The 19215-nt window shown below is 72.2% G+C and carries 20 protein-coding genes; 10 read left to right on the forward strand and 10 right to left on the reverse strand.

Going from position 1 to position 19215, the window contains the following annotated elements:
• Nucleotides 1-233: 233 nt before the first annotated feature.
• The gene (locus AB0B66_RS00315) at nt 234-698 is read right to left on the reverse strand and encodes a GNAT family N-acetyltransferase (RefSeq protein ID WP_360520491.1); all 465 of its coding nucleotides are present in this window, start codon (nt 696-698) and stop codon (nt 234-236) included.
• Between the two features lie 26 nt (nt 699-724).
• Nucleotides 725-1666: a thiamine-phosphate kinase gene (locus AB0B66_RS00320; RefSeq protein ID WP_360520494.1), complete on the reverse strand. Its 942-nt coding sequence runs from the start codon at nt 1664-1666 to the stop codon at nt 725-727.
• A 125-nt stretch (nt 1667-1791) separates the two neighbouring features.
• On the opposite strand from AB0B66_RS00320, the gene AB0B66_RS00325 reads away from it, so the two are divergent.
• Nucleotides 1792-2025, forward strand: a complete 234-nt coding sequence (locus tag AB0B66_RS00325; protein WP_360520497.1) for an Lrp/AsnC ligand binding domain-containing protein — start codon at nt 1792-1794, stop codon at nt 2023-2025.
• Nucleotides 2022-2597 carry a DUF3515 domain-containing protein gene (locus AB0B66_RS00330; protein ID WP_360520500.1) on the forward strand — a complete coding sequence of 192 codons (576 nt, stop codon included), beginning with the start codon at nt 2022-2024 and terminating at the stop codon, nt 2595-2597. The genes AB0B66_RS00325 and AB0B66_RS00330 overlap by 4 nt, the downstream gene beginning before the upstream one ends.
• Here the strand turns inward: AB0B66_RS00330 and AB0B66_RS00335 are convergent.
• A complete protein-coding gene (locus tag AB0B66_RS00335; protein WP_360520503.1) occupies nt 2594-3703 on the reverse strand; it encodes a D-alanine--D-alanine ligase family protein in 1110 nt (369 codons plus the stop codon). The two genes, AB0B66_RS00330 and AB0B66_RS00335, sit on opposite strands and share 4 nt — an antisense overlap.
• A gap of 83 nt (nt 3704-3786) precedes the next feature.
• Between AB0B66_RS00335 and AB0B66_RS00340 the strand changes: the two genes are divergently transcribed.
• Complete coding sequence (locus AB0B66_RS00340; RefSeq protein ID WP_360520506.1) at nt 3787-4311, forward strand: hypothetical protein; 525 nt, start codon at nt 3787-3789, stop codon at nt 4309-4311.
• An 86-nt stretch (nt 4312-4397) separates the two neighbouring features.
• Here AB0B66_RS00340 and AB0B66_RS00345 read toward each other — a convergent pair whose 3' ends face one another.
• From AB0B66_RS00345 to AB0B66_RS00355, 3 genes are read right to left on the reverse strand one after another with little or no spacing between them, the layout of a single operon-like run.
• On the reverse strand, nt 4398-5501 hold the full coding sequence (locus AB0B66_RS00345; RefSeq protein WP_360520509.1) for a cystathionine gamma-lyase: 1104 nt from the start codon (nt 5499-5501) through the stop codon (nt 4398-4400).
• A 20-nt stretch (nt 5502-5521) separates the two neighbouring features.
• On the reverse strand, nt 5522-6514 hold the full coding sequence (locus AB0B66_RS00350; protein ID WP_360520512.1) for an NAD(P)H-dependent glycerol-3-phosphate dehydrogenase: 993 nt from the start codon (nt 6512-6514) through the stop codon (nt 5522-5524).
• Nucleotides 6511-7254, reverse strand: coding sequence for a lysophospholipid acyltransferase family protein (locus AB0B66_RS00355; RefSeq protein WP_360520515.1), 744 nt, complete (start codon nt 7252-7254; stop codon nt 6511-6513). Before AB0B66_RS00355 ends, AB0B66_RS00350 begins: the two co-directional genes overlap by 4 nt.
• Nucleotides 7255-7510: 256 nt before the next feature.
• On the opposite strand from AB0B66_RS00355, the gene cofC reads away from it, so the two are divergent.
• The 4 genes from cofC to AB0B66_RS00375 all read left to right on the forward strand — a co-directional run bounded on the left by cofC (nt 7511) and on the right by AB0B66_RS00375 (nt 12426).
• A complete protein-coding gene (cofC, locus tag AB0B66_RS00360; protein WP_360520518.1) occupies nt 7511-8164 on the forward strand; it encodes a 2-phospho-L-lactate guanylyltransferase in 654 nt (217 codons plus the stop codon).
• A gap of 10 nt (nt 8165-8174) precedes the next feature.
• The gene (locus AB0B66_RS00365; protein ID WP_360520521.1) at nt 8175-8372 is read left to right on the forward strand and encodes a cold-shock protein; all 198 of its coding nucleotides are present in this window, start codon (nt 8175-8177) and stop codon (nt 8370-8372) included.
• A gap of 203 nt (nt 8373-8575) precedes the next feature.
• Entirely contained in the window at nt 8576-10906 is a 2331-nt protein-coding gene (locus tag AB0B66_RS00370; protein ID WP_360521696.1) for an RNA degradosome polyphosphate kinase, read from the forward strand.
• Nucleotides 10903-12426, forward strand: a complete 1524-nt coding sequence (locus AB0B66_RS00375; protein ID WP_360520524.1) for a CYTH and CHAD domain-containing protein — start codon at nt 10903-10905, stop codon at nt 12424-12426. Before AB0B66_RS00370 ends, AB0B66_RS00375 begins: the two co-directional genes overlap by 4 nt.
• 40 nt (nt 12427-12466) lie before the next feature.
• Here the strand turns inward: AB0B66_RS00375 and AB0B66_RS00380 are convergent, their stop codons facing one another.
• Nucleotides 12467-12823, reverse strand: a complete 357-nt coding sequence (locus AB0B66_RS00380) for a DoxX family protein (protein WP_360520527.1) — start codon at nt 12821-12823, stop codon at nt 12467-12469.
• Between the two features lie 108 nt (nt 12824-12931).
• On the opposite strand from AB0B66_RS00380, the gene AB0B66_RS00385 reads away from it, so the two are divergent.
• Nucleotides 12932-13600, forward strand: a complete 669-nt coding sequence (locus tag AB0B66_RS00385; RefSeq protein WP_360520530.1) for a helix-turn-helix domain-containing protein — start codon at nt 12932-12934, stop codon at nt 13598-13600.
• Nucleotides 13601-13677: 77 nt separating this feature from the next.
• Here the strand turns inward: AB0B66_RS00385 and AB0B66_RS00390 are convergent, their stop codons facing one another.
• From AB0B66_RS00390 to leuC, 3 genes are all read right to left on the reverse strand, one after another.
• Nucleotides 13678-14307, reverse strand: coding sequence for an HU family DNA-binding protein (locus tag AB0B66_RS00390; protein ID WP_360521699.1), 630 nt, complete (start codon nt 14305-14307; stop codon nt 13678-13680).
• Between the two features lie 160 nt (nt 14308-14467).
• On the reverse strand, nt 14468-15055 hold the full coding sequence (gene leuD / locus AB0B66_RS00395) for a 3-isopropylmalate dehydratase small subunit (RefSeq protein WP_360520533.1): 588 nt from the start codon (nt 15053-15055) through the stop codon (nt 14468-14470).
• Nucleotides 15056-15071: 16 nt separating this feature from the next.
• Nucleotides 15072-16484, reverse strand: coding sequence for a 3-isopropylmalate dehydratase large subunit (leuC, locus tag AB0B66_RS00400; protein ID WP_360520536.1), 1413 nt, complete (start codon nt 16482-16484; stop codon nt 15072-15074).
• A 66-nt stretch (nt 16485-16550) separates the two neighbouring features.
• On the opposite strand from leuC, the gene AB0B66_RS00405 reads away from it, so the two are divergent.
• On the forward strand, nt 16551-17237 hold the full coding sequence (locus tag AB0B66_RS00405; protein ID WP_120318463.1) for an IclR family transcriptional regulator: 687 nt from the start codon (nt 16551-16553) through the stop codon (nt 17235-17237).
• 81 nt (nt 17238-17318) lie between these two features.
• Nucleotides 17319-19145: a hypothetical protein gene (locus tag AB0B66_RS00410; protein WP_360520539.1), complete on the forward strand. Its 1827-nt coding sequence runs from the start codon at nt 17319-17321 to the stop codon at nt 19143-19145.
• The last annotated feature ends 70 nt before the right edge of the window (nt 19146-19215 follow it).

Consider the following 19215-nt stretch of genomic DNA (forward strand, 5'->3'; position numbering starts at 1 on the left):
CGGGTGCGGTTCTCCGGAATGGCGGCGCCCGGCGGGGCCGCCACGTCACCGCGCAGCGTGCAACGACAACGCGGTGCCACCGGCGATCGGGCACACCCCGGCACCCGCGTACTCCTACGACTCGGCAGGACTGCCGATCACCGTGTGCCGCAGCGCCTTCGTCCGCCTACCGCACCGCGCCCCGCCAGCGTCTCGGGGCAGCCGGTGCGACCGGATCGGGCTCGAAGGTCCGCTCAGAGCGTGCGGCCGTAGGAGCGGCAGCCGGGCTCGTCGCGGTAGTGGCCGAAGTTCGCGATCAGCTGGTAGCCGATGGCCTGGTACATGGCCATGGCCTCGGGCTGGGCGGTGCCGGTCTCCAGGATCGCGCGGAACCGGCCGTGCGAGCGCGCGTCGGCCTCCAGCGCCGCCATGATCGCCTTGCCGACGCCCTTGCCGCGCACCGTGGCCGAGGTGTACACGCGCTTGATCTCGGCGATCTCCTCCGAGCCGGCCCAGCTGCGCCAGCCGCCGCAGCCGACGGGCGAGCCGTCGAGGTATGCCACGAAGAAGCCGCCGTCGGGCGGGTCGAACTCGACGGCCTCGATCGGGGTCGCATCGGCGTCGCCGTAACGTTCGGCCAGGTCGGCCATGAGTTCGGCGATCAGTTTTCGGGCCACCGACCCGCCGTAGCGAGTCGGTTTGATCTCAATCTCGGTCACGGCGCAGAGGATACTGCGCATGCCCGCTATGCCCGGAAGTGGTCCCACCCCTTCGGGCCGTACCACGGCCGGTTGTCGAGCGTCACCGTGCTGCCCTCGACCACCTCGCCGATCACGTGCCAGCCCTCCGGCAGTGCCACGTCCGCGGGGAACGTCGCGGCCAGCGCGTGATCGTCGCCACCGGCCAGCAGCCACTGGTACGGGTCCACACCCAGCGCGAGCGCCGCGTCGCGCATCTGCTCCGGCACCTTGAACGCGCTGCGGTGCAGGTTGACGCCGACCTTGCTGGCCTGCGCGATGTGCCCGAGATCCGCGATCAGCCCGTCCGACACGTCGATCATCGAGGTCGCCCCGGCCCGGCCCGCCGCCGGCCCGAGGGCGTACGGCACCACCGGCCGCCGGTACGCCTCGACCAGGATCTTCGGGGTGCGGAAGCCGCGCGACAGCACCGTGTACCCGGCCGCCGCGAAGCCGACCCGGCCCGCCAGCGCCACCACGTCCCCGGCCCGCGCCCCCGAACGCAGCACCGGCGGCAGTCCGTGCAGGTCGCCGAGCGCGGTCACCGCGATGGTCAGCGTGGGGCTCGCGGTCATGTCCCCGCCGACGACGCTCGCCCCGACTAGCGCCGCCTCGGTGGCCAGCCCGTCGGAGAGCTGCTCGGCCCAGGCCACGTCCAGGTCCGGCGGCATGCACAGGCCCACCAGCAGCGCCGTCGCGGTGGCGCCCATAGCGGCGATGTCGGCGAGGTTGGCGGCGGCGGCACGGCGGCCGATGTCCTCCGCCTCGGCCCAGTCACGCCGGAAGTGCCGGCCCTCGACGAGCACGTCCGTGGAGGCGACGACCCGCCCGTCCGAGGCGATGACCAGGGCCGCGTCGTCGCCCGGCCCGACGATGGTGGCAGGGCCGGTCCCCAGCCGCGCCACCACCCGCTCGATCAGCCCGAACTCCCCCGTCCGCGCGATGCTCATGCTGCCCCGACTTCCTCGCTGCGCCCGCTCACATTGGCTTCCTTAATCACCCTTGCGCCTCCTGCCGCAGCCTGTGCACCCTCGGTGAGGTACTTTCACAGGCGGCACGTGTGAAGGAGTCGTCCGTGGTCCACGCTTACATCCTGATTCAGACGTCGGTCGGCAAGTCCGTCGACGTCTCCGCGGCCATCGGCGATATCCAGGGTGTCACCCGGGTGGACGCGGTGACCGGCCCGTACGACGTGATCGCCATGGTCGAGGCGAACACCGTCGACGAGCTGGGCAAACTGGTGCTGTCACAGATCCAGTTGATACCCAACATCACCCGCACCCTGACGTGCCCCATCATCCACCTATGAGTAACGACCAGACGGCACGGTCGGGCCGAGCGTCCGCCAAGACGATCGCGACCGTGATCGCGCTGCCGCTCGCGCTGCTGGCCGGGTTCGGATTCTTCCAGGCCATGCGCCCGCCGGCCGAACCCGCACCGCAGCCCAGCGTCGCGGCGGGCCCGCAGGTGATGCCCACCACGCCGGTGACGATGGCCGCGCCCGCCCTGAACGAGCGACAGGCCACGGTGTGCCGTGCGCTGCTGTCGCAGCTGCCCGACCAGGTGCGCGACCTGCCGCGCCGCGACGTCAGCGCGGGCCACGAGCAGAACGCGGCGTACGGCGATCCGGCGCTGACCGTGGCCTGCGGCGGCCCGGCCCCGAGCTTCGCCCCCACCGACGACGTGTACACGCTGGATGGCGTGTGCTGGCACAAGGGCGACGGCGCGTGGACGACGGTCGACCGCGAGGTGCCCGTCCGGGTGACCGTGCCGGCCGCGTACGACACGCCCGGCCAGTGGGTCATCAACTTCTCCAAGACCCTGCTCGCCACCGTGCCGCACGCCGAACGCATCCCCGTGGGCTGCGGCACCCGCGCCTAATGCAGGCCGGTTCCCCGGCGCTGGGCGGTGCGGATCAGGCGGGAGACGAGCTTCGGGTAGTCGAGGCCGCTGGCCGCCCACATCCGGGGGAACATGCTGGTCGAGGTGAAGCCCGGCATGGTGTTGATCTCGTTGAGGTAGACCTTCAGGTCCTCGGTGACGAAGAAGTCGACCCGGGCCAGGCCCGCGCAGTCCAGCGCGGTGAACGTGCGCACGGCCAGCTCCTGCACCTCGGCCGCGATCTCGGCGGGCAGGTTCGCGGGCAGGTCGTACTCGCAGTCCTCGCCGAGGTACTTCGCCTCGAAGTCGTAGAACTCGTGCCCGCCGGCGACCACTCGCACCTCGGCCAGCACGGACGCCTCGGCGCCGCCGCCGGCCTCGCTCTCCAGCACACCGCACTCGACCTCGCGGCCGACGATGCCCGCCTCGACGAGCACCTTCGGGTCGATCGCGCGCGCCTTGGCCAGCGCCGCGTCGAGGGAGTCCCAGCTGCTGACCTTGGTGATGCCGAACGAGGACCCGGCCCGCGACGGCTTCACGAACACGGGCAGGCCCAGCCGCTCCTTGTCGGCCTCGGACAACTCCTGGCCGTTGCGCAGCACCGCGTACGGCCCGACCGGGATGCCCTCGGCGGCGGCGAGCTTCTTGGTGAACTCCTTGTCCATGGCGGCCGCGGAGGCGAACACGTTGGCCCCGACGTACGGGATGCCCGCCATCTCCAGCAGCCCCTGGATGGTGCCGTCCTCGCCGTACGCGCCGTGCAGCGCGGGGAAGACCACGTCGACCCCGGCCAGCGCGGCCGCGCCCTCGGCCGGCTCCAGCACGACCAGCTCGTGGCTGGTCGGGTCGGCGGGCAGCACGATGGCCTGCCCGGAGGCGGCGGTGATCTCGGGCAGGCTGCGGCCCTCGATGGCCAGCTGCGCCGGGTCGCCCGAGGTGAGCACCCAGCGGCCCTCCTTCGTGATGCCGACCGGCACGACCTCGAACTCCGCCGGGTCGAGCGCGGCCAGGATGCTGCCGGCGCTGACGCAGGAGATGGCGTGCTCGGTGCTCCGGCCGCCGAAGACGACGGCGACACGGGTCTTACGCTGGCTGCTTTCACTCACGCGGCTGACCCTACCGTGCGTTGTGGTGATCCGGTGAAGAGCACGTCGCACCGCACCCCAGGGTGGCACTACCCTCTCGCAGCGTGACCCCTCAGGCGCGCCTGCGGCGCATCCGGTACTGGCTCGTCTTCTTCATCATCGGCCTCGTGCTCAGCGGCGTGACGGCGTTTCCCCTACTCGCCGAGCTGCGCTGGCTGGACGGCCTGCTGACCGAGGACTGGGTGCCCGCTCCGGCGGCGCTGGTCGAGTTCATCGGCACGGTCCGCACCGGGGCGGAGACCGCCGACCGCGACTTCCCGTTCCTGGCGTACGGCACGGACTGGCTGGCCTTCGCCCACCTGGTGATCGCGATGGCGTTCTACGGCCCGCTGCGCGACCCGGTCCGCAACCTCTGGGTGATCCACTGGGGCATGCTGTGCTGCGTCGCGGTGGTCCCGCTGGCGCTCATCGCCGCCCCCATCCGCGGCCTGCCCTGGTGGTGGATCCCGATCGACATCTCGTTCGGCCTGTTCGGCATCATCCCGCTGCTGATCGTCCGCCGCCACATCCTGGCCTTGGCCGCGGCCGCGAGCACACCGACCCCGGCCGCCGTCGCCGGCACCGTCTAGATCCACCGACTTGCCTGGCAACCGGCCATATCCGCGTTCAAGATACGCACGATTACCAGGCAAATCCGATGATCAAGGCGGGCGGTTCAGAGCTTCGCGGCGGAGTCCAGGGCCTGGGTGAGGTCGGCGAGCAGGTCCTCGGTGTCCTCGACACCGCAGGAGAAACGCACGAAGCCCGGCGGCACGCTGTCGCCCCACTGGTGGCGGCGGTCGGCGCTGGAGTGCAGGCCGCCGAAGCTGGTGGCCGCGGCGACCAGCGCCGACGCGCGCAGGAACGCCGCGACGTGCTCGGCCGAGGGCAGCTCGAAGGAGACCAGGCCGGGGATGATGCGCATCTGGCGCTTGGCCAGGTCGCTGTCGCCGGCCCAGCGCACGTTGTCGGCCAGCGGGTGCTCGCGTAGCAGTCGCGCGACCGCGGCCCCGCTGGCGGACTGCTGCCGCAGCCGCAGGGCGAGGGTGCCCATGGAGCGGCGGGCCAGCCAGCAGTCGAACGGGCTGGGCACCGCGCCGCCCAGGGTGCGGAACTGCCGCATCGCGTCGAGCAGTTCGGCCGAGTTCGTGGCCGCGTACCCCAGCAGCATGTCGGAGTGCCCGGCCAGCGCCTTCGTGCCGGACGCGACGACCACGTCGGCGCCGAGCTCCAGCGGCCGCTGGCTGAGCGGGGTGGCGGTGGTGTTGTCGACGGCCACCAGCGCCCCGGCGGCGTGCGCCGCCCGCGCGACCTCGGCGATGTCGACCAGGTCGAGACCCGGGTTGGCCGGGGTCTCCAGCAGCACCAGCCGGACGCCCTCGAACGACGGGTACGGCCCCGCCGTGGGCGCCTCCACCGTGGTCACGCCGAGCCGGTCCAGCGTCGACGCGGCGAACGAGCGGACGTTGTAGTACCCGTCCGAGGGGATCATCAGGGTGTCGCCCGAGCGCAGCACCGACAGCAGCAGGGCGGTGATGGCCGCCTGGCCGCTGGCGAAGGCCAGGCAGTCGCCGCCCTCCAGCTCCCCGATCGCGCTCTCCAGCAGGCGCCGGGTGGGGTTGTCGCCCCGCCCGTACCCGTCGACGCCGGGCGTGTAGCCCTCGGGGTCGAGGTGGTAGGGAGCGGCGAACACGGGGCCGGGCAGCATCGGTGCTCCCGGGACGGGGTCGGGTATGCCTGCATGAAGGGAACGGGTGCTGTCCCCGTACTGCGTTGTCATGCAGAGAACGTAGCGCCTGCTCACTCCGCCTTGGTCGAGCGGGACATCAGGGCCGCGACGGCGACCTTGGGATCGACGCCCTCGTGGCAGACCCGCTCCACCTGCTCGGTGATCGGCATCTCGACCCCGTGCGAACGGGCCAGGTCCCGGACGGCCAGGCAGCTCTTGACGCCCTCGGCGGTGTACTTCGTCGCCGCCTGCGCCTGCTCCAGGGTCTTTCCCCGGCCGAGGTGCTCGCCGAAGGTGCGGTTGCGCGACAGCGGCGACATGCAGGTGCCGACGAGGTCGCCGAGGCCGGCCAGGCCGGAGAAGGTCAGCGGGTCCGCGCCCAGCGCGACGCCCAGCCGCGCGGTCTCGGCCAGGCCGCGGGTGATCAGCGTCGCCTTGGTGTTGTCGCCCAGCCCCATGGCGTGCGCGATGCCGAACGCCAGCGCGATCACGTTCTTGACCGCCCCGCCCAGCTCGCACCCCACCACGTCGTCGTTGGTGTACGGCCGGAAGTAGGGCGTGGTGATGGCGTGCTGCACCCGGGTGGCCCGGTCGATGTCGGTGCAGGCGACGACGGTCGCGGCCGGCTGCTCCAGCGCGATCTCGCCGGCCAGGTTCGGGCCGCTGACCACGGCGACGCGATCCGGCGCGACCCTGGCGGCCTCGACGATGACCTGGCTCATGCGCTGGGTGGTGCCCAGCTCGATGCCTTTCATCAGCGACACCAGCGTGGAGTCGGCGGTCAGGTCGGCGGCCCAGTCGCCCAGGTTGACGCGCAGCGTCTGCGACGGCACCGCGAGCACGACCAGGTCCGCGCCCTTGATCGCCTCGGTCGCGGACGCGGTGGCGGTCACCCGCTCGCCCAGCGGGGTGGTCTCCAGGTATTCCGGGTTGCGGCCGGTGTCGCGGATGGCGGCGGCGATCTCCGGCCGGCGCGCCCACAGCACCACGTCGTTGCCCGCGTCGCCTAGGATCTTCGCGAACGCGGTGCCCCAGGAGCCCGCGCCGAGCACGGCGGCCCTCATCGGGCACCCTCCACGGTCGCCGTGTCGCCATCGGCGCCGTTCTTGGCCGCCGGGCTCCAGATCGGCGGGGCCTGGCCACCGCGGATCTCGGCGAGCAGGTCGCGCAGCCGGATCATGACCGCGTCGGTCATCTCGTTGAGCACCGCCGCGCTCGGCTCGGCACCGGCCCACTTCGACAGGTCGACCGGCGGGCCGGCCCACAGCGACACCGGGATCTTCGGCATGAGCCGGACCTTCTTGGTACGCGGGTCGAAGATCTTCTCCGGGCCCCAGGTCGCGATCGGGATGACCGGGGCGCCGGTGGCCAGCGCCAGCCGGGCCACACCGGTCTTGCCCCGCATCGGCCACAGGTCGGGTTCCTTGGTGGTGGTGCCCTCGGGGTAGATGACGACCGCGCCGCCGGCCCGCACCGCCTCGACCGCCGCGTCGAGCGCCTTGACCGCGTCGGACGTGCCCCGGTGCACCGGGATCTGGCGGCACCAGTACAGGATCTTCCCGGCGAGGGGGATCCGGAAGACGCTCTCCTTGCCCAGGAACTGCGGCCAGCGGCCGGAGTCGTAGACGTAGTGCGCGGTGGTGAACGGGTCCGCGTGCGACACGTGGTTGACCGCGAGGATCACGCCGCCCTCGGCGGGGATGTGCTCCCAGCCGCGCCAGTCCCGCTTGGTCAGCGCGATCAGCGGTGGCTTGACCAAGCACACCGCGAACCGCGACCAGAAGCCCAGCCTGCGCCGTGCCAACGAAGCCTCCCTGTCCTCCACCCGTTCACATGCCCGCGTCAGGGTGTCCGTAACGCCGCCCGCGAGTGAATCCTCACGGATCATGGTGCGCCCCCGTGCGTTCCGCCACGCCCCGGGCTGCCCGGCCCGTCGCTGCCGCGACGCTCCGTCATGCCTCCATGTTCAGCGCATCATGCCATGTCCGTCCGGGTGACGGCCTCAGCCGCCGGAGGCTGCCACCCCGCTGACCGACCGGGCGGGCTGCCAGAATGGCCGAGTGTACGCACCCGGAGTCACCGTGCTGGTGCCGCTGAAGCCGCTGGCCGAGGCGAAGAGCCGGCTGCGCGGCGCCGCCGCCGGGCACGAGGACCTGGTGCTGGACCTCGCCCGCGCCACCGTGTCCGCCGCGCTGGCCGCCGACGGGGTGGCACAGGTCCTGGTCGTGACCCGGGATCGGCGGGCCGCCGCTGCCTTGCGCGAGTGCGGGGCGGGCCTGCTCGCCGACGAGGGCCGGGACCTGAACGACACGCTGCGGCGGGCCGCGGCCGTGGCGACCGGCCGAGGCGACGGATCGGGGCGGGCCGCAGACCGCCGGTCCGCCGGGGGCGTGCCGCTGGTGGCGGCCCTACCCGCCGACGTGCCGGCTCTGCGACCGGCGGAACTCGCCCAGGCGCTGGCCGCGGCCGCCGGACGACGCGCGTTCGTGCCCGACGCGGCCGGTCTCGGCACGGTGCTGCTGGTGGCCGCGCCCGGCGACCCGCTCGACCCGCGGTTCGGCCCCGGGTCGGCCGCCGCGCACGAGCACTCCGGCGCGATACGCCTGGCCGGGGCCTGGCCCACGCTGCGCCGCGACGTCGACACCGCCGACGATCTCGCTGTGGTGCGAGCTTGGGGGGTGCTCCGCGCCGACGTGACGACACCAGCGGAGTAGCGTGAACGCCATGCAGGGCACCGTCGCGACATTCGATCCCGAGACCCGGACCGGCTCGCTGCTGCTCGACGACGGCACCCCGGTCACCTTCGACCGCACCGCGTTCGACGCCTCCGGGCTGCGGCTGCTGCGCCTGGGCCAGCGGGTGCGCCTGGAGCATGACGGTGCGGGCGGGTTGCGCCGGATCACCATACCCACGATGCCCTGATCCGTGCCGGGTGCGACCCGCGTCCGGTTGCCGGGGTTCCGCCATCGCCACGCTTAGCCGAGTTCATCTCTTGTTCACCCCGATAGGGCAAAAATGAGGTGGTGAGCGCAGCCCCGCGACGTCCCCGCAAGAAGGCCGGAAATGCCCCGACACCGGCCCCGTCCACACCTGTGGAGGCCCCCGCGGCCACCACGGACGTCCCCGTGCCCTCGTCCACCGACACCGCCGTCGTGACGGACCCCGCGGCACCGCCCGCCGTGATCACCGCGGTCACGGCCGATCCGGCACCGCCCGCCGACACCGCCGTCGCGAAGGGCTCACCCGAGCACACCGCCGCCCCTCTCGCCGTCCGGTCCGCGCCCGAGCAGGGACCGCGGCCGCACCCGGCCACCCCGCCGGTGACCGTGGTGGTCCCGGAGTTCGCCAGCACCGCGCTGACCGAGCTGCCCGAGGACCGTTACTTCAACCGCGAGGTCTCCTGGCTCGACTTCAACGCCCGCGTGCTGGCGCTGGCCGAGGACCCGCGCCTGCCGCTGCTGGAGCGCATGAAGTTCATGGCGATCTTCGCCAGCAACCTCGACGAGTTCTTCATGGTCCGCATCGCCGGCCTGCGCCGCCGGCTGGAGACCGGCCTGCCCACCCGAGGCGCGGACCGGCTGCCGCCGCGGGCGCAGCTGGAGATGGTCTCCGAGCGCACCGCCGAGCTGGTCGCCGACCACGCCGCCGAGTTCACCAAGGTGATCCGCCCTGCCCTGGCCAAGGCGGGCATCCACATTCTGGGCTGGACGGACCTGGAGCACGCCGAGCGCGAGCAGATGCGGGTCTACTTCCGCGAGCACGTCTTCCCGGTGCTGACCCCGCTGGCGTTCGACCCGTCGCACCCGTTCCCGTACATCTCCGGCCTGTCGCTGAACCTGGCCGCGGTGGTGCGGGAGCCGGACACCGGGCAGGAGCTGTTCGCCCGGGTCAAGGTGCCCAACAACGTGCCGCGCTTCGTCCGGATCGAACAGGTGGGCCGCACCACGGCCGAAGGCCGCAGCACCTACCGCTTCCTGCCGATCGAGGAGCTGATCGCCAACGAGCTGGGCCAGCTCTTCTCCGGCATGGAGGTGGTGGAGCGGCACGTGTTCCGGGTGACCCGCAACGCCGAGGTCGAGATCGACGAGGACCGCGACGAGGATCTGCTGCAGGCCATGGAGCGGGAGCTGATGCGGCGGAGGTTCGGCCCGCCGGTGCGCCTGGAGGTCGCGGCGGACATCTCCGACCACGTGCTGGCGACCCTGGTCACCGAGTTGGAGGTGGACTCACGGGACGTGCTGCGGGTGCCCGGCCTGCTGGACCTGTCCGGGCTGATGCAGCTCTACGACTGCGACCGCCCGGATCTGAAGGACCCCCCTTTCGTCCCGGCCACTCACGCCCGGCTGCGTGAGGGCGAGTCGACCCGCAGCATGTTCAACATCCTGCGCGACGGCGACATCCTGGTGCACCACCCGTACCACTCCTTCTCCACCAGCGTGCAGCGCTTCATCGAGCATGCGGCGGCCGACCCGCACGTGCTGGCCATCAAGCAGACGCTGTACCGGACCTCGGGCGACTCCCCGATCGTCGACGCGCTGATCGCCGCGGCCGAGGCGGGCAAGCAGGTGGTGGTGCTGGTCGAGGTCAAGGCACGCTTCGACGAGAAGGCCAACATCGGCTGGGCGCGCATGCTGGAGCGGGCGGGCTGCCACGTCGTGTACGGCCTGATCGGCCTGAAGACGCACTGCAAGACGGCGCTGGTGGTGCGGGAGGAGGGCGGCCAGATCCGCCGCTACTGCCACGTCGGCACGGGCAACTACCACCCCAAGACCGCCCGGTTGTACGAGGACTTCGGCCTGCTCACCGCCGATCCGGAGGTCGGCGCGGACCTGACCGACCTGTTCAACACACTCACCGGCTACAGCCGCCAGACGGCGTACCGGCGGCTGATGGTGGCCCCGCACGGCATCCGGGCGGGCATCATCGAGCGCATCGAACGGGAGGCCGGTTACGCCCGCGAGGGCAAGCCGGCGCTGGTGCAGATCAAGGTGAACTCGCTCGTCGACGAGCAGGTCATCGACGCCCTGTACCGCGCCTCGCAGGCGGGTGTGCACATCGACCTGCTGATCCGGGGCATGTGCGCGCTGAAACCGGGGGTGCCAGGGCTGTCGGACAACATCCGGGTGCGCTCGATCCTGGGCCGCTTCCTGGAGCACTCGCGGCTGTTCCGGTTCGGCAACGGCGACGTGGCCGCGGGCCGGGGGCGGGCCGAGTTCTGGATCGGCTCGGCCGACATGATGCACCGCAACCTGGACCGCCGGGTCGAGGCGCTGATCCAGGTGACCGACCAGCCCTCCCGGGTCGAGCTGGCCGAGCTGCTGAACATGTCGATGTCGGACCGTATCGAGGCGTTCGACCTGAACCCGGACGGCACCTGGACCCGCCTCATCTCCACTTCGGAGCACCCCCGGGTTGATTTGCAGGCTTCGCTGCTGGAGCGGATGCTCAAGCGGTGACCTTGGAAGAAGAGCGCAAGTACGACGTCTCCCCCTCATTCGTGCTGCCTGAGCTCGCCGTGGCGGACGTCCGCCCGGCGGCTCGGGCGGCCGTGACGCTGACCGCGACCTACTTCGACACGGCCGGGTTGCGGCTGGCCCGAGCCGGGGCGTCGCTGCGGCACCGGGTCGGCGACGCGCTGCCGTGGACGGTGAAGCTGCCGACCGCGGTGCCCGGGGTCCGGCAGGAGATCTCGCTGGCCGGCGGCGATCCTTCGTCGCCGCCGGAGGCGCTGACGTGGCTGGTAGCCGCGTTGACCAGGGGGTCGCCGCTGGTGCCGGTGGCGGTGCTGCGGACCCGGCGGCAGCGGGTGGACCTGTGCGACGCCGCGGGAGAGCGGCTGGCCGAGGTCGCCGACGACACCGTCGAGGTGCTGTCCGGCACGGCGGTGCCGCGTACTTTCCGGGAGATCGAGGTCGAGCGCACCGGCGGGCCGGCGGAGCTGCTGTCCGCTGTGGAGGAGCGCCTGCTGGCGGCGGGGGCCCGGATGGGCGGTTTCACGCCGAAGCTGGTGCGGGCGCTGGGGGCCGCGGCGGCGTACCCTCCGGATCTACTGCCCCCGGCCGCGACCCTGCCCGCGGGCGCGCGGGCGGCGGACGTGGTCCTCGCCGCGGTGCGCGGCGCGGTGGCCCGCATCGTGGCGCACGATCCCCTGGTACGCCTGGACGAGCCGCTGCCCGACGGGGACACGGCCGTGCACCAGATGCGGGTCGGCGTCCGCCGCCTGCGCTCAGACCTGCGCACCTTCAAGCCACTGGTGGACCAGCGTTGGGCCAAGCCGCTGCGCCGGGAACTCGGCTGGCTGGGTGACCTGCTGGGCGCGGCGCGCGACGCGGAGGTGCTGCGCGACCGGCTGCGCGCCACGGCCGCCGCCGGCCCGGCGTGCCCGAGCGACGACGGCGAGCTGGCCGCCCTGGACGCGATCCTGGCGGCACGGCGCGAGCAGGCGTACGCGGACCTGCTGGCCGCCCTGCGCACCCGCCGCTACCTGGCCCTGCTCGACCGGCTCACCGCCGCCACCCGGCGCATCCCGCTGACGCCCGCCGCCGCCGAACCCGCCGCGCAGGCGCTGCCCGGCCTGCTCGCCCGTCCGTGGCGTCGCCTGGTCCGCGGCGGAAAGGGCGTGCCCGGCGCGCCCGACCTGTCCCCGACCGCGCCCGATGTGGACTGGCACCAGGTCCGCATCCACGTCAAACGCGCCCGGTACGCCGCCGACGCGGCCGCTGCCTCAGGCGACCGCCCGGCCCGCCGCCTGGCCAAGTCCCTGGCCCGCCTCCAGGACTCCCTCGGCGAGCACACCGACGCCACCCTCGCCGCCCGCACCTGGCTCGCCCTCGCCGACACCCACCCCGACCTCGCGGTCACCCTGGCCCGCCTCGCCGAACGCGAACGCACCCTGGCCACCACCGCCCGCGCCTCCTACCCCCGCCGCTGGCGCAAAACAGCAAAGAAGGGCACCTTCTTATCGCTACGCGTATAAGAAGGTGCCCTTCTTAACCCTCACCCCGTGAACCCGCCGGTCAGAAGCGGCCGAGCGCCACGAACAGCGCCAGTGCCCCGAGGATCACGTTGAAGACGATGCCCGGGTACTCCTTGCGCCGCGCGTGCACGACCGCCGCCAGCACCATGATGACGACGAGGCCGGACGCGGCCAGCGGGGTGAGGATCGGCGCGATGCCGGTCGCCCACGGCAGGATCAGACCGATGCCGGCCAGCAGTTCGGTGACGCCGATCAGCCGCAGCGTGCCGAGGGAGAAGTCGTTCACCCACGGCAGCTTCGGGGCGAGGTCCTCCTTGCTCTTGGTGGACTTCATGACGCCGGCGCCGAGGAAGGCCACGCCGAGCAGGATCTGCACGACCCAGAGGGCGATGTTCACGGGAAATCTCCTTGTCGAACGGGAGGCTAAGTGGTGGATCTCCTCCGTTTGTGTCGCGACGGTAGCACTAACCGGAGGCTCGCCTCCAGTCCTGCTAAGCTGGTGATCATGGTGGAACCCCCGCTGCGCGCCGACGCCGCCCGCAACCGCGAGCGCATCGTCGACGCCGCCTGCGACGCCTTCGCCGAACGCGGCTTCGACGTGCCGTTGGAGGAGATCGCCGCGCGGGCCGGGGTCGGCATCGCCACGCTCTACCGGCGCTTCCCGGCCCGCGACGACCTGATGGTCGCGGCCGCCTCCCGCAAGTTCGAGCAGTACGAGCAGGCGCTGCACGAGGCGCGGCAGGCCCCGGACGGCTGGACCGGCTTCGCCGGGTACGTGCAGGAGGTCTGCCGGATGCAGGCGGCCGACGGCGGCCTGGCCGACGTGCTCACCATGTCGTTCCCGGGCGCACGGGAGTTCGAGGCCCGCCGCGTCGCGCTCTACCACGGTTTCGTGGGCCTGGTGGAGCGCGCCAAGGCCGAGGGTTCGCTGCGCGAGGACTACGTGCCCGAGGATCTGCCGCTGCTGCTGATGGCCAACGCGGGGGTGCTGCGCGGGACCGCCCAGGCGGCGCCGAACGCGTGGCGGCGGCTGGTGGGCTACCTGCTGCAGGCGTTCCGGACCGGAGGCGGCCCCGAACCCCTGCCCGCGCCGCCGACCCCGCGCCAGACGATGCGCTCCATGCTGCGCATCTCCGGCTGCCAGGGCCGCTCTCAGCCGCCCCAGCGCGGATAGGGCCGCACAAAGCCGCACCCGCGCCGTATCGACTCGGCGCGGGTGCGGCTTTGTTCAGAAAGGGATAACGGGACCGGTCAGCGTTTGGCGGCCTTCTTGGCGGGGGCCTTCTTGGCCGTGGTCGCCTTGGCGGTCGTCTTCTTCGCCGCGGTCGTCGCCTTCGCGGTCACGGTCTTCTTGGCCGGAGCCGTCTTCGCCGCCGTCGTCTTCTTGGCGGTGGCCTTGGCCGCGGTCGCCTTCGCCGTGGTGGCCTTGGCGGTGGTCGCCTTGGCGGTGCTCTTGGTCGCGGTCTTCTTGGCCGGAGCCGTCTTCGTCGCGGCGGCGGCCTTGCTCGCGGCCGGGCGGGTGCCGGCGGCGCCGGCGGTCTTCTTGGCGGTCGCCTTCGTCGCCTTCTTCGCCGGGGCGGCGACCTTGCCGACGGAGACCGTCTCCTTGAAGCCCGCGCCGGGCCGGAAGGCCGGCACCGACGTCTTCTTCACCTTGACCGCCTCGCCGGTGCGCGGGTTACGCGCCATGCGAGCGGCCCGGGCCCGCTTCTCGAAGACACCGAAGCCGGTCAGCGAAACCTTGTCGCCCTTGGTGACCGCGTTCTGGATCTCGGTGAGCGTGGCCTCCAGCACGGCCGCGGCGGTCTTCTTGTCGACCACGGTCGGGTGAGCGGCGATCGCGTCGATCAGCTCAGTCTTGTTCACGGATTCCTCCCGTATGGTGCTACTGGACTTATAACAGTCATTCTGTGCGCACAGTAGGCCCAACGTCAGCAATATGCCAACAGGAGGGTTAAAAACCACCTATGTGTCGCAAAGAAAATTGCCCCCATCCTGATAACAGGACGGGGGCAATTACGTTGCTGTCGTGGTTCAGCACCTATCCGACAAGTACTCCGAAAGCCGGGCGATGGCCCTCGAACGCGGTGATCGCCTCTTCGTGGCGCAGCGTCAATCCGATGTCGTCCAAGCCTTCCATCAGCCGCCAGCGCAGGAAGTCGTCCAGCGAGAACGCCCAGCTCTGCCCACCCGCACGGACCTCCCGGGCGACCAGGTCGACCTCGATCGGGGTGGCCGGGTCGGCCTCCACCAGGTCCCACAACGCCTCCACCGCCGCCTGCGGCAGCTCGACCGTGAGCAGACCCTGCTTGAGCGAGTTGCCCCGGAAGATGTCGCCGTACCGGGGGGAGATGACCACCCGGAAGCCGTAGTCGTTGAGGGCCCAGACCGCGTGCTCCCGTGAGGATCCGGTGCCGAACTCGGGCCCGGCGACCAGCACGCTGGCCCCGGCGTAGGCCGGGTTGTTCAGCACGAACGACGGGTCCTCCCGCCAGGCGCTGAACAGGCCGTCCTCGAAGCCCGTGCGGGTGACCCGCTTGAGGTACACCGCCGGGATGATCTGGTCGGTGTCCACGTTGGAACGCCGCAGCGGCACCGCGGTGCCGGTGTGAACGGTGAACTTCTCCATTTCGATCTACCTCGGTTCAGCGGGCGCCGACGGCGTCCAGGTCGGCGGGAGCGGACAGGTGGCCGGTCACGGCGGTCGCCGCGGCCACCGCCGGGGACACCAGGTGGGTACGGCCGCCCTTGCCCTGCCGCCCCTCGAAGTTGCGGTTGGACGTGGACGCCGAGCGCTGGCCCGGCTGGAGGGTGTCCGGGTTCATGCCCAGGCACATCGAGCAGCCCGCGAACCGCCACTCGGCCCCGGCCTCGGTGAAGACCTCGTGCAGGCCCTCCTCCTCGGCCTGTGCCCGCACCGCGGCCGAACCAGGCACCACCAGCATGCGCACGCCGTCGGCGACCTTGCGCCCGCGCAACACGTCCGCCGCGGTGCGCAGGTCCTCCAGCCGCCCGTTGGTGCAGGAGCCCACGAAGACCACGTCCACGGACAGGTCGCGCAGCGGCGTGCCCGGGGTCAGATCCATGTATTCCACGGCCCGGCGGGCCGCCGCGCGCTCCGACTCGGACGCGAACGACTCCGGGTCCGGGATCACGCTGTCCAGCGAGGCGCCCTGGCCCGGGTTGGTGCCCCAGGTGACGAACGGCGTCAGCGCGCTCGCGTCGAGGAACACCTCCTTGTCGAAGGTCGCGCCCTCGTCCGTGGGCAGGCTGCGCCAGTACGCCACGGCGTCGTCCCAATCCTGGCCCTTGGGCGCGAAGTTGCGGCCCTTCAGCCAGGCGAACGTGGTCTCGTCCGGCGCGATCAGGCCGGCCTTGGCACCCCACTCGATGGACATGTTGGAGACGGTCATCCGCCCCTCCATGCTCAGCTTCTCGATGGCGGGGCCGCGGTATTCCACCACGTAACCCCGGCCGCCGCCGGTGCCCTCCTGGGTGATCAGGGCCAGGATCAGGTCCTTGGCCGAGACGCCCGGGGGCAACTCGCCGGTGACGGTGACCGCCATCTGCAAGGGCTGCGCCTGCGGCAGCGTCTGCGTGGCCAGCACGTGCTCCACCTCGGAGGTGCCGATGCCGAAGGCCAGCGCCCCGAACGCGCCGTGCGTCGAGGTGTGCGAGTCGCCGCACACGATCGTCATGCCCGGCTGGGTCAGGCCCTGCTGCGGGCCCATGACGTGGACGACGCCCTGCTGCGGGTCGCCGAGCGGGTGCAGCTTCACGCCGAACTCGGCGCAGTTGGCGCGCAGCGTCTCGATCTGCGTGCGCGACACCGGGTCGGCGATCGTCAGGAGGTTGTCGGTGGGCGTGTTGTGGTCCTCGGTCGCGATCGTCAGATCGGTCCGGCGCACCTTGCGCCCGGCCAGCCGGAGGCCGTCGAAGGCCTGCGGGCTGGTCACCTCATGCAGCAGATGAAGATCGATATAGAGGAGGTCCGGTTCACCGTCAGCGCGGCGTACCACGTGTGCGTCCCAGACCTTCTGGGCAAGGGTCCTGCTCACTGGGTTGCTCCCACCATCTGGACATCCCGCATCTTGGGAGGTATGTTTCGGTCTGTGGGACACAGTATGTCTGGCGTGGGCGTCCTTGACAAGGCGGTAGTGATCCTTGCCGCGTGTGTCGACGGCGCCAGCCTCGCGGAACTCGTCGATCGCACCAAGCTGCCGAGAGCAACGGCGCACCGGCTGGCGCAGGCGCTGGAGATTCATCGGATGCTGGTACGGGACACGCAGGGACGCTGGCGTCCCGGTCCCCGCCTCGGAGAGCTCGCGAACGCCGCCCCCGACGTCCTGCTGACAGCCGCAGAGCCGCTGCTGTCCGCACTGCGGGACGCCACCGGCGAAAGCGCGCAACTTTACCTGCGCAGGGCCGACGAACGGCTCTGCGTCGCCGCCGCGGAACGGGCCAGCGGTCTGCGCGACACCGTGCCGGTCGGCGCGATCCTGCCGATGACGGCGGGCTCGGCGGCTCAGATCCTGCTCGCCTGGGAACCCCCCGAGGCGGTCATGCCTCTGCTCCCCCGCTGCAAGTTCACCGGCCGCACGCTGGCCGAGGTGCGCCGCCGCGGCTGGGCGCAGTCCGTGGCCGAGCGCGAGGCCGGCGTCGCGTCGGTCAGCGCCCCCGTGCGCGACCGCACCGGCCGCGTCATCGCCGCGATCAGCGTCTCCGGCCCCATCGAGCGCCTCGGCCGCCGCCCCGGCGACCGGCACGCGATGGCCGTCGTACGCGCCGGTCAACGGCTCTCCGGACTCTGATCGGGGGATCCGTACTCCGATGATCGTCGTTGCCCGTGCCCCCTAGCATGAGCGCGATTTTCAACGGGGAAAGGAACCCTCATGGCAGACCCCCAGGCGCCGGTGGACGATCCGTCCACCGGCGCCTCAGCTTTCACTCCGGCCCCTGGCGACCCGACCGTCGCCGGCTCGGCTGAGCCGACCGTCGTACCGGCCGGCGAACCCGGCGCCGCTGCGGTGATCACCCTCGACCGCGACGAAACCGCCGCCCCCGCCGACGCTCCGGCCCGGCCGCGCAGCGTGCGGGTGCTCGTCGCCGCCGCCGTCGCGGTGGTGCTGCTGCTCGGCATCGGCGGATACGCCGTCTACCGCTTCGTCTTCGGCGACGGCCGCCGGGCCGAGGAGTTCACCCCGGCGTCGGTCGTCGCGTTCGCCTCCGTCGACCTGGAGGTCGGCCTGGAGCAGCAGCTGAAACTGCTCAAGCTGAGCGCGAAGACGCCGAAGGACACCGGCGGCGACACCGCGGAGCAGCGCGACAAGGCGATGGCCGAGCTGCTGCGCGGCCTCGGCCTGACCGGCGTAGACGTCGACCGGGACCTGCTGAGCTGGCTCGGCCACCGGGTCGGGGTCAGCTTCTGGCTCGACGACGGGCAGGCGTACGCCCTGATCAGCGCGAGCAGCACCGACTCCGCCGACGCCGAGGCCGGGCTGGGCCGGGTACGCGCCGGGCTCAAGACCGCCAGCCTGGGCTTCGTGGTCCGCGACGGGGTGGCCCTGATCGCCATCGGCGAGAAGAACGGCCAGCAGGCGGCCGAGAAGGCCTTCGCCGAGGCGCAGCGCGCACCCCTGGCCACCGCCGCGACCTTCGCCGCCGACCGGGCCTGGCTGCAGGGCGACCAGCTCGCCGTGGTCTGGGCCGACCTCGCGCGATACGGCGACGCCGTCACCACGGCGATCCAGGCGGGCATGACCGCTGCGGAGAAGGAGATGTTCGGCCTGGCCGCGCCGGAGGCCGCGAAGCCGAGGGAGCAGGGCCGTTTCATCGCCGGAGTCCGGGCCACCGACCACGGGATCGAGGCGCGGTACCGCACGTTCGGCTCGAACGCGACCCAGGCGGGCCTGCGCGACGCGGTGACGAAGCTCGGCGCGCTGCCCGCAGACACGCACGTCGGTGTGGTGGCGCAGCTGCCCCGCGACCTGTCGGCCGCCGCCGACGCGCCGGGTTCCCCGCTCGGGCTGCTGATGGCCTTGGCCATGACCGGGATGACCGCCGACATCTCCGACCAGGTCGATGTCGGCGGCGCGCTCGGTGAGCCCGGGCCGACCGGTGTCGTCGAGACGCCCGAGATCCCGCAGGCCCCCGAGCTGACCCCTGCCGAGCAGGCCGAGCTGAACGCCCTGATGGAGAAGGGTTTCGACAAGCTCACCCCGGCCGAGCTCGAGCGGGTGGAGAAGCTTCTGGGGATGCCCGGACTGGGCCTCGACGACGGCCCGCTCGGCGGCGTGAGCCCGTTCGGGGCGCTCCCCGCACTGGACGGGGCCGTGCTCAGCGTCGCGGTGCGGACGAAGGCGCAGCAGGACCCCGGTGTCCGGATCGTCGCGGAGGCGCTCGACGCCGCCGCGGCCGGCAAAGTCGTGGAACTGCTCACCGACCTGGGCCTGCCCGGCCTGACCGCCACCGCCGAGGGCAACGTCGTCACCGCCACCACCACCGGCTACACCCCGGGCGGCGGCACGCTGGCCGGTCAGGAGGCCTTCCAGCACGCCGTGGCGGACGCTCCGGCAACCACCGGGCTCGCGGTCTACGTGAACCTGGCCGAGCTGCTGCCGGCCGCTGAGCGGGCCAGGACGCCGTTCGAGGCGCTGGTGCTGCTGCAGGGCGTCGACGGCGGCGACCAGACCGGCGTGCTCCGCCTGGTCATGGACTGACGTACCGGCTAGACGGAGAGCGCCGGCCACGTAACGTGGCCGGCGCTCTCCGTTCCCGGCGCGGGCGACC

This window comes from Catellatospora sp. NPDC049111, from assembly GCF_040648615.1.
Taxonomy (GTDB): Bacteria; Actinomycetota; Actinomycetes; order Mycobacteriales; family Micromonosporaceae; genus Catellatospora; species Catellatospora aurea.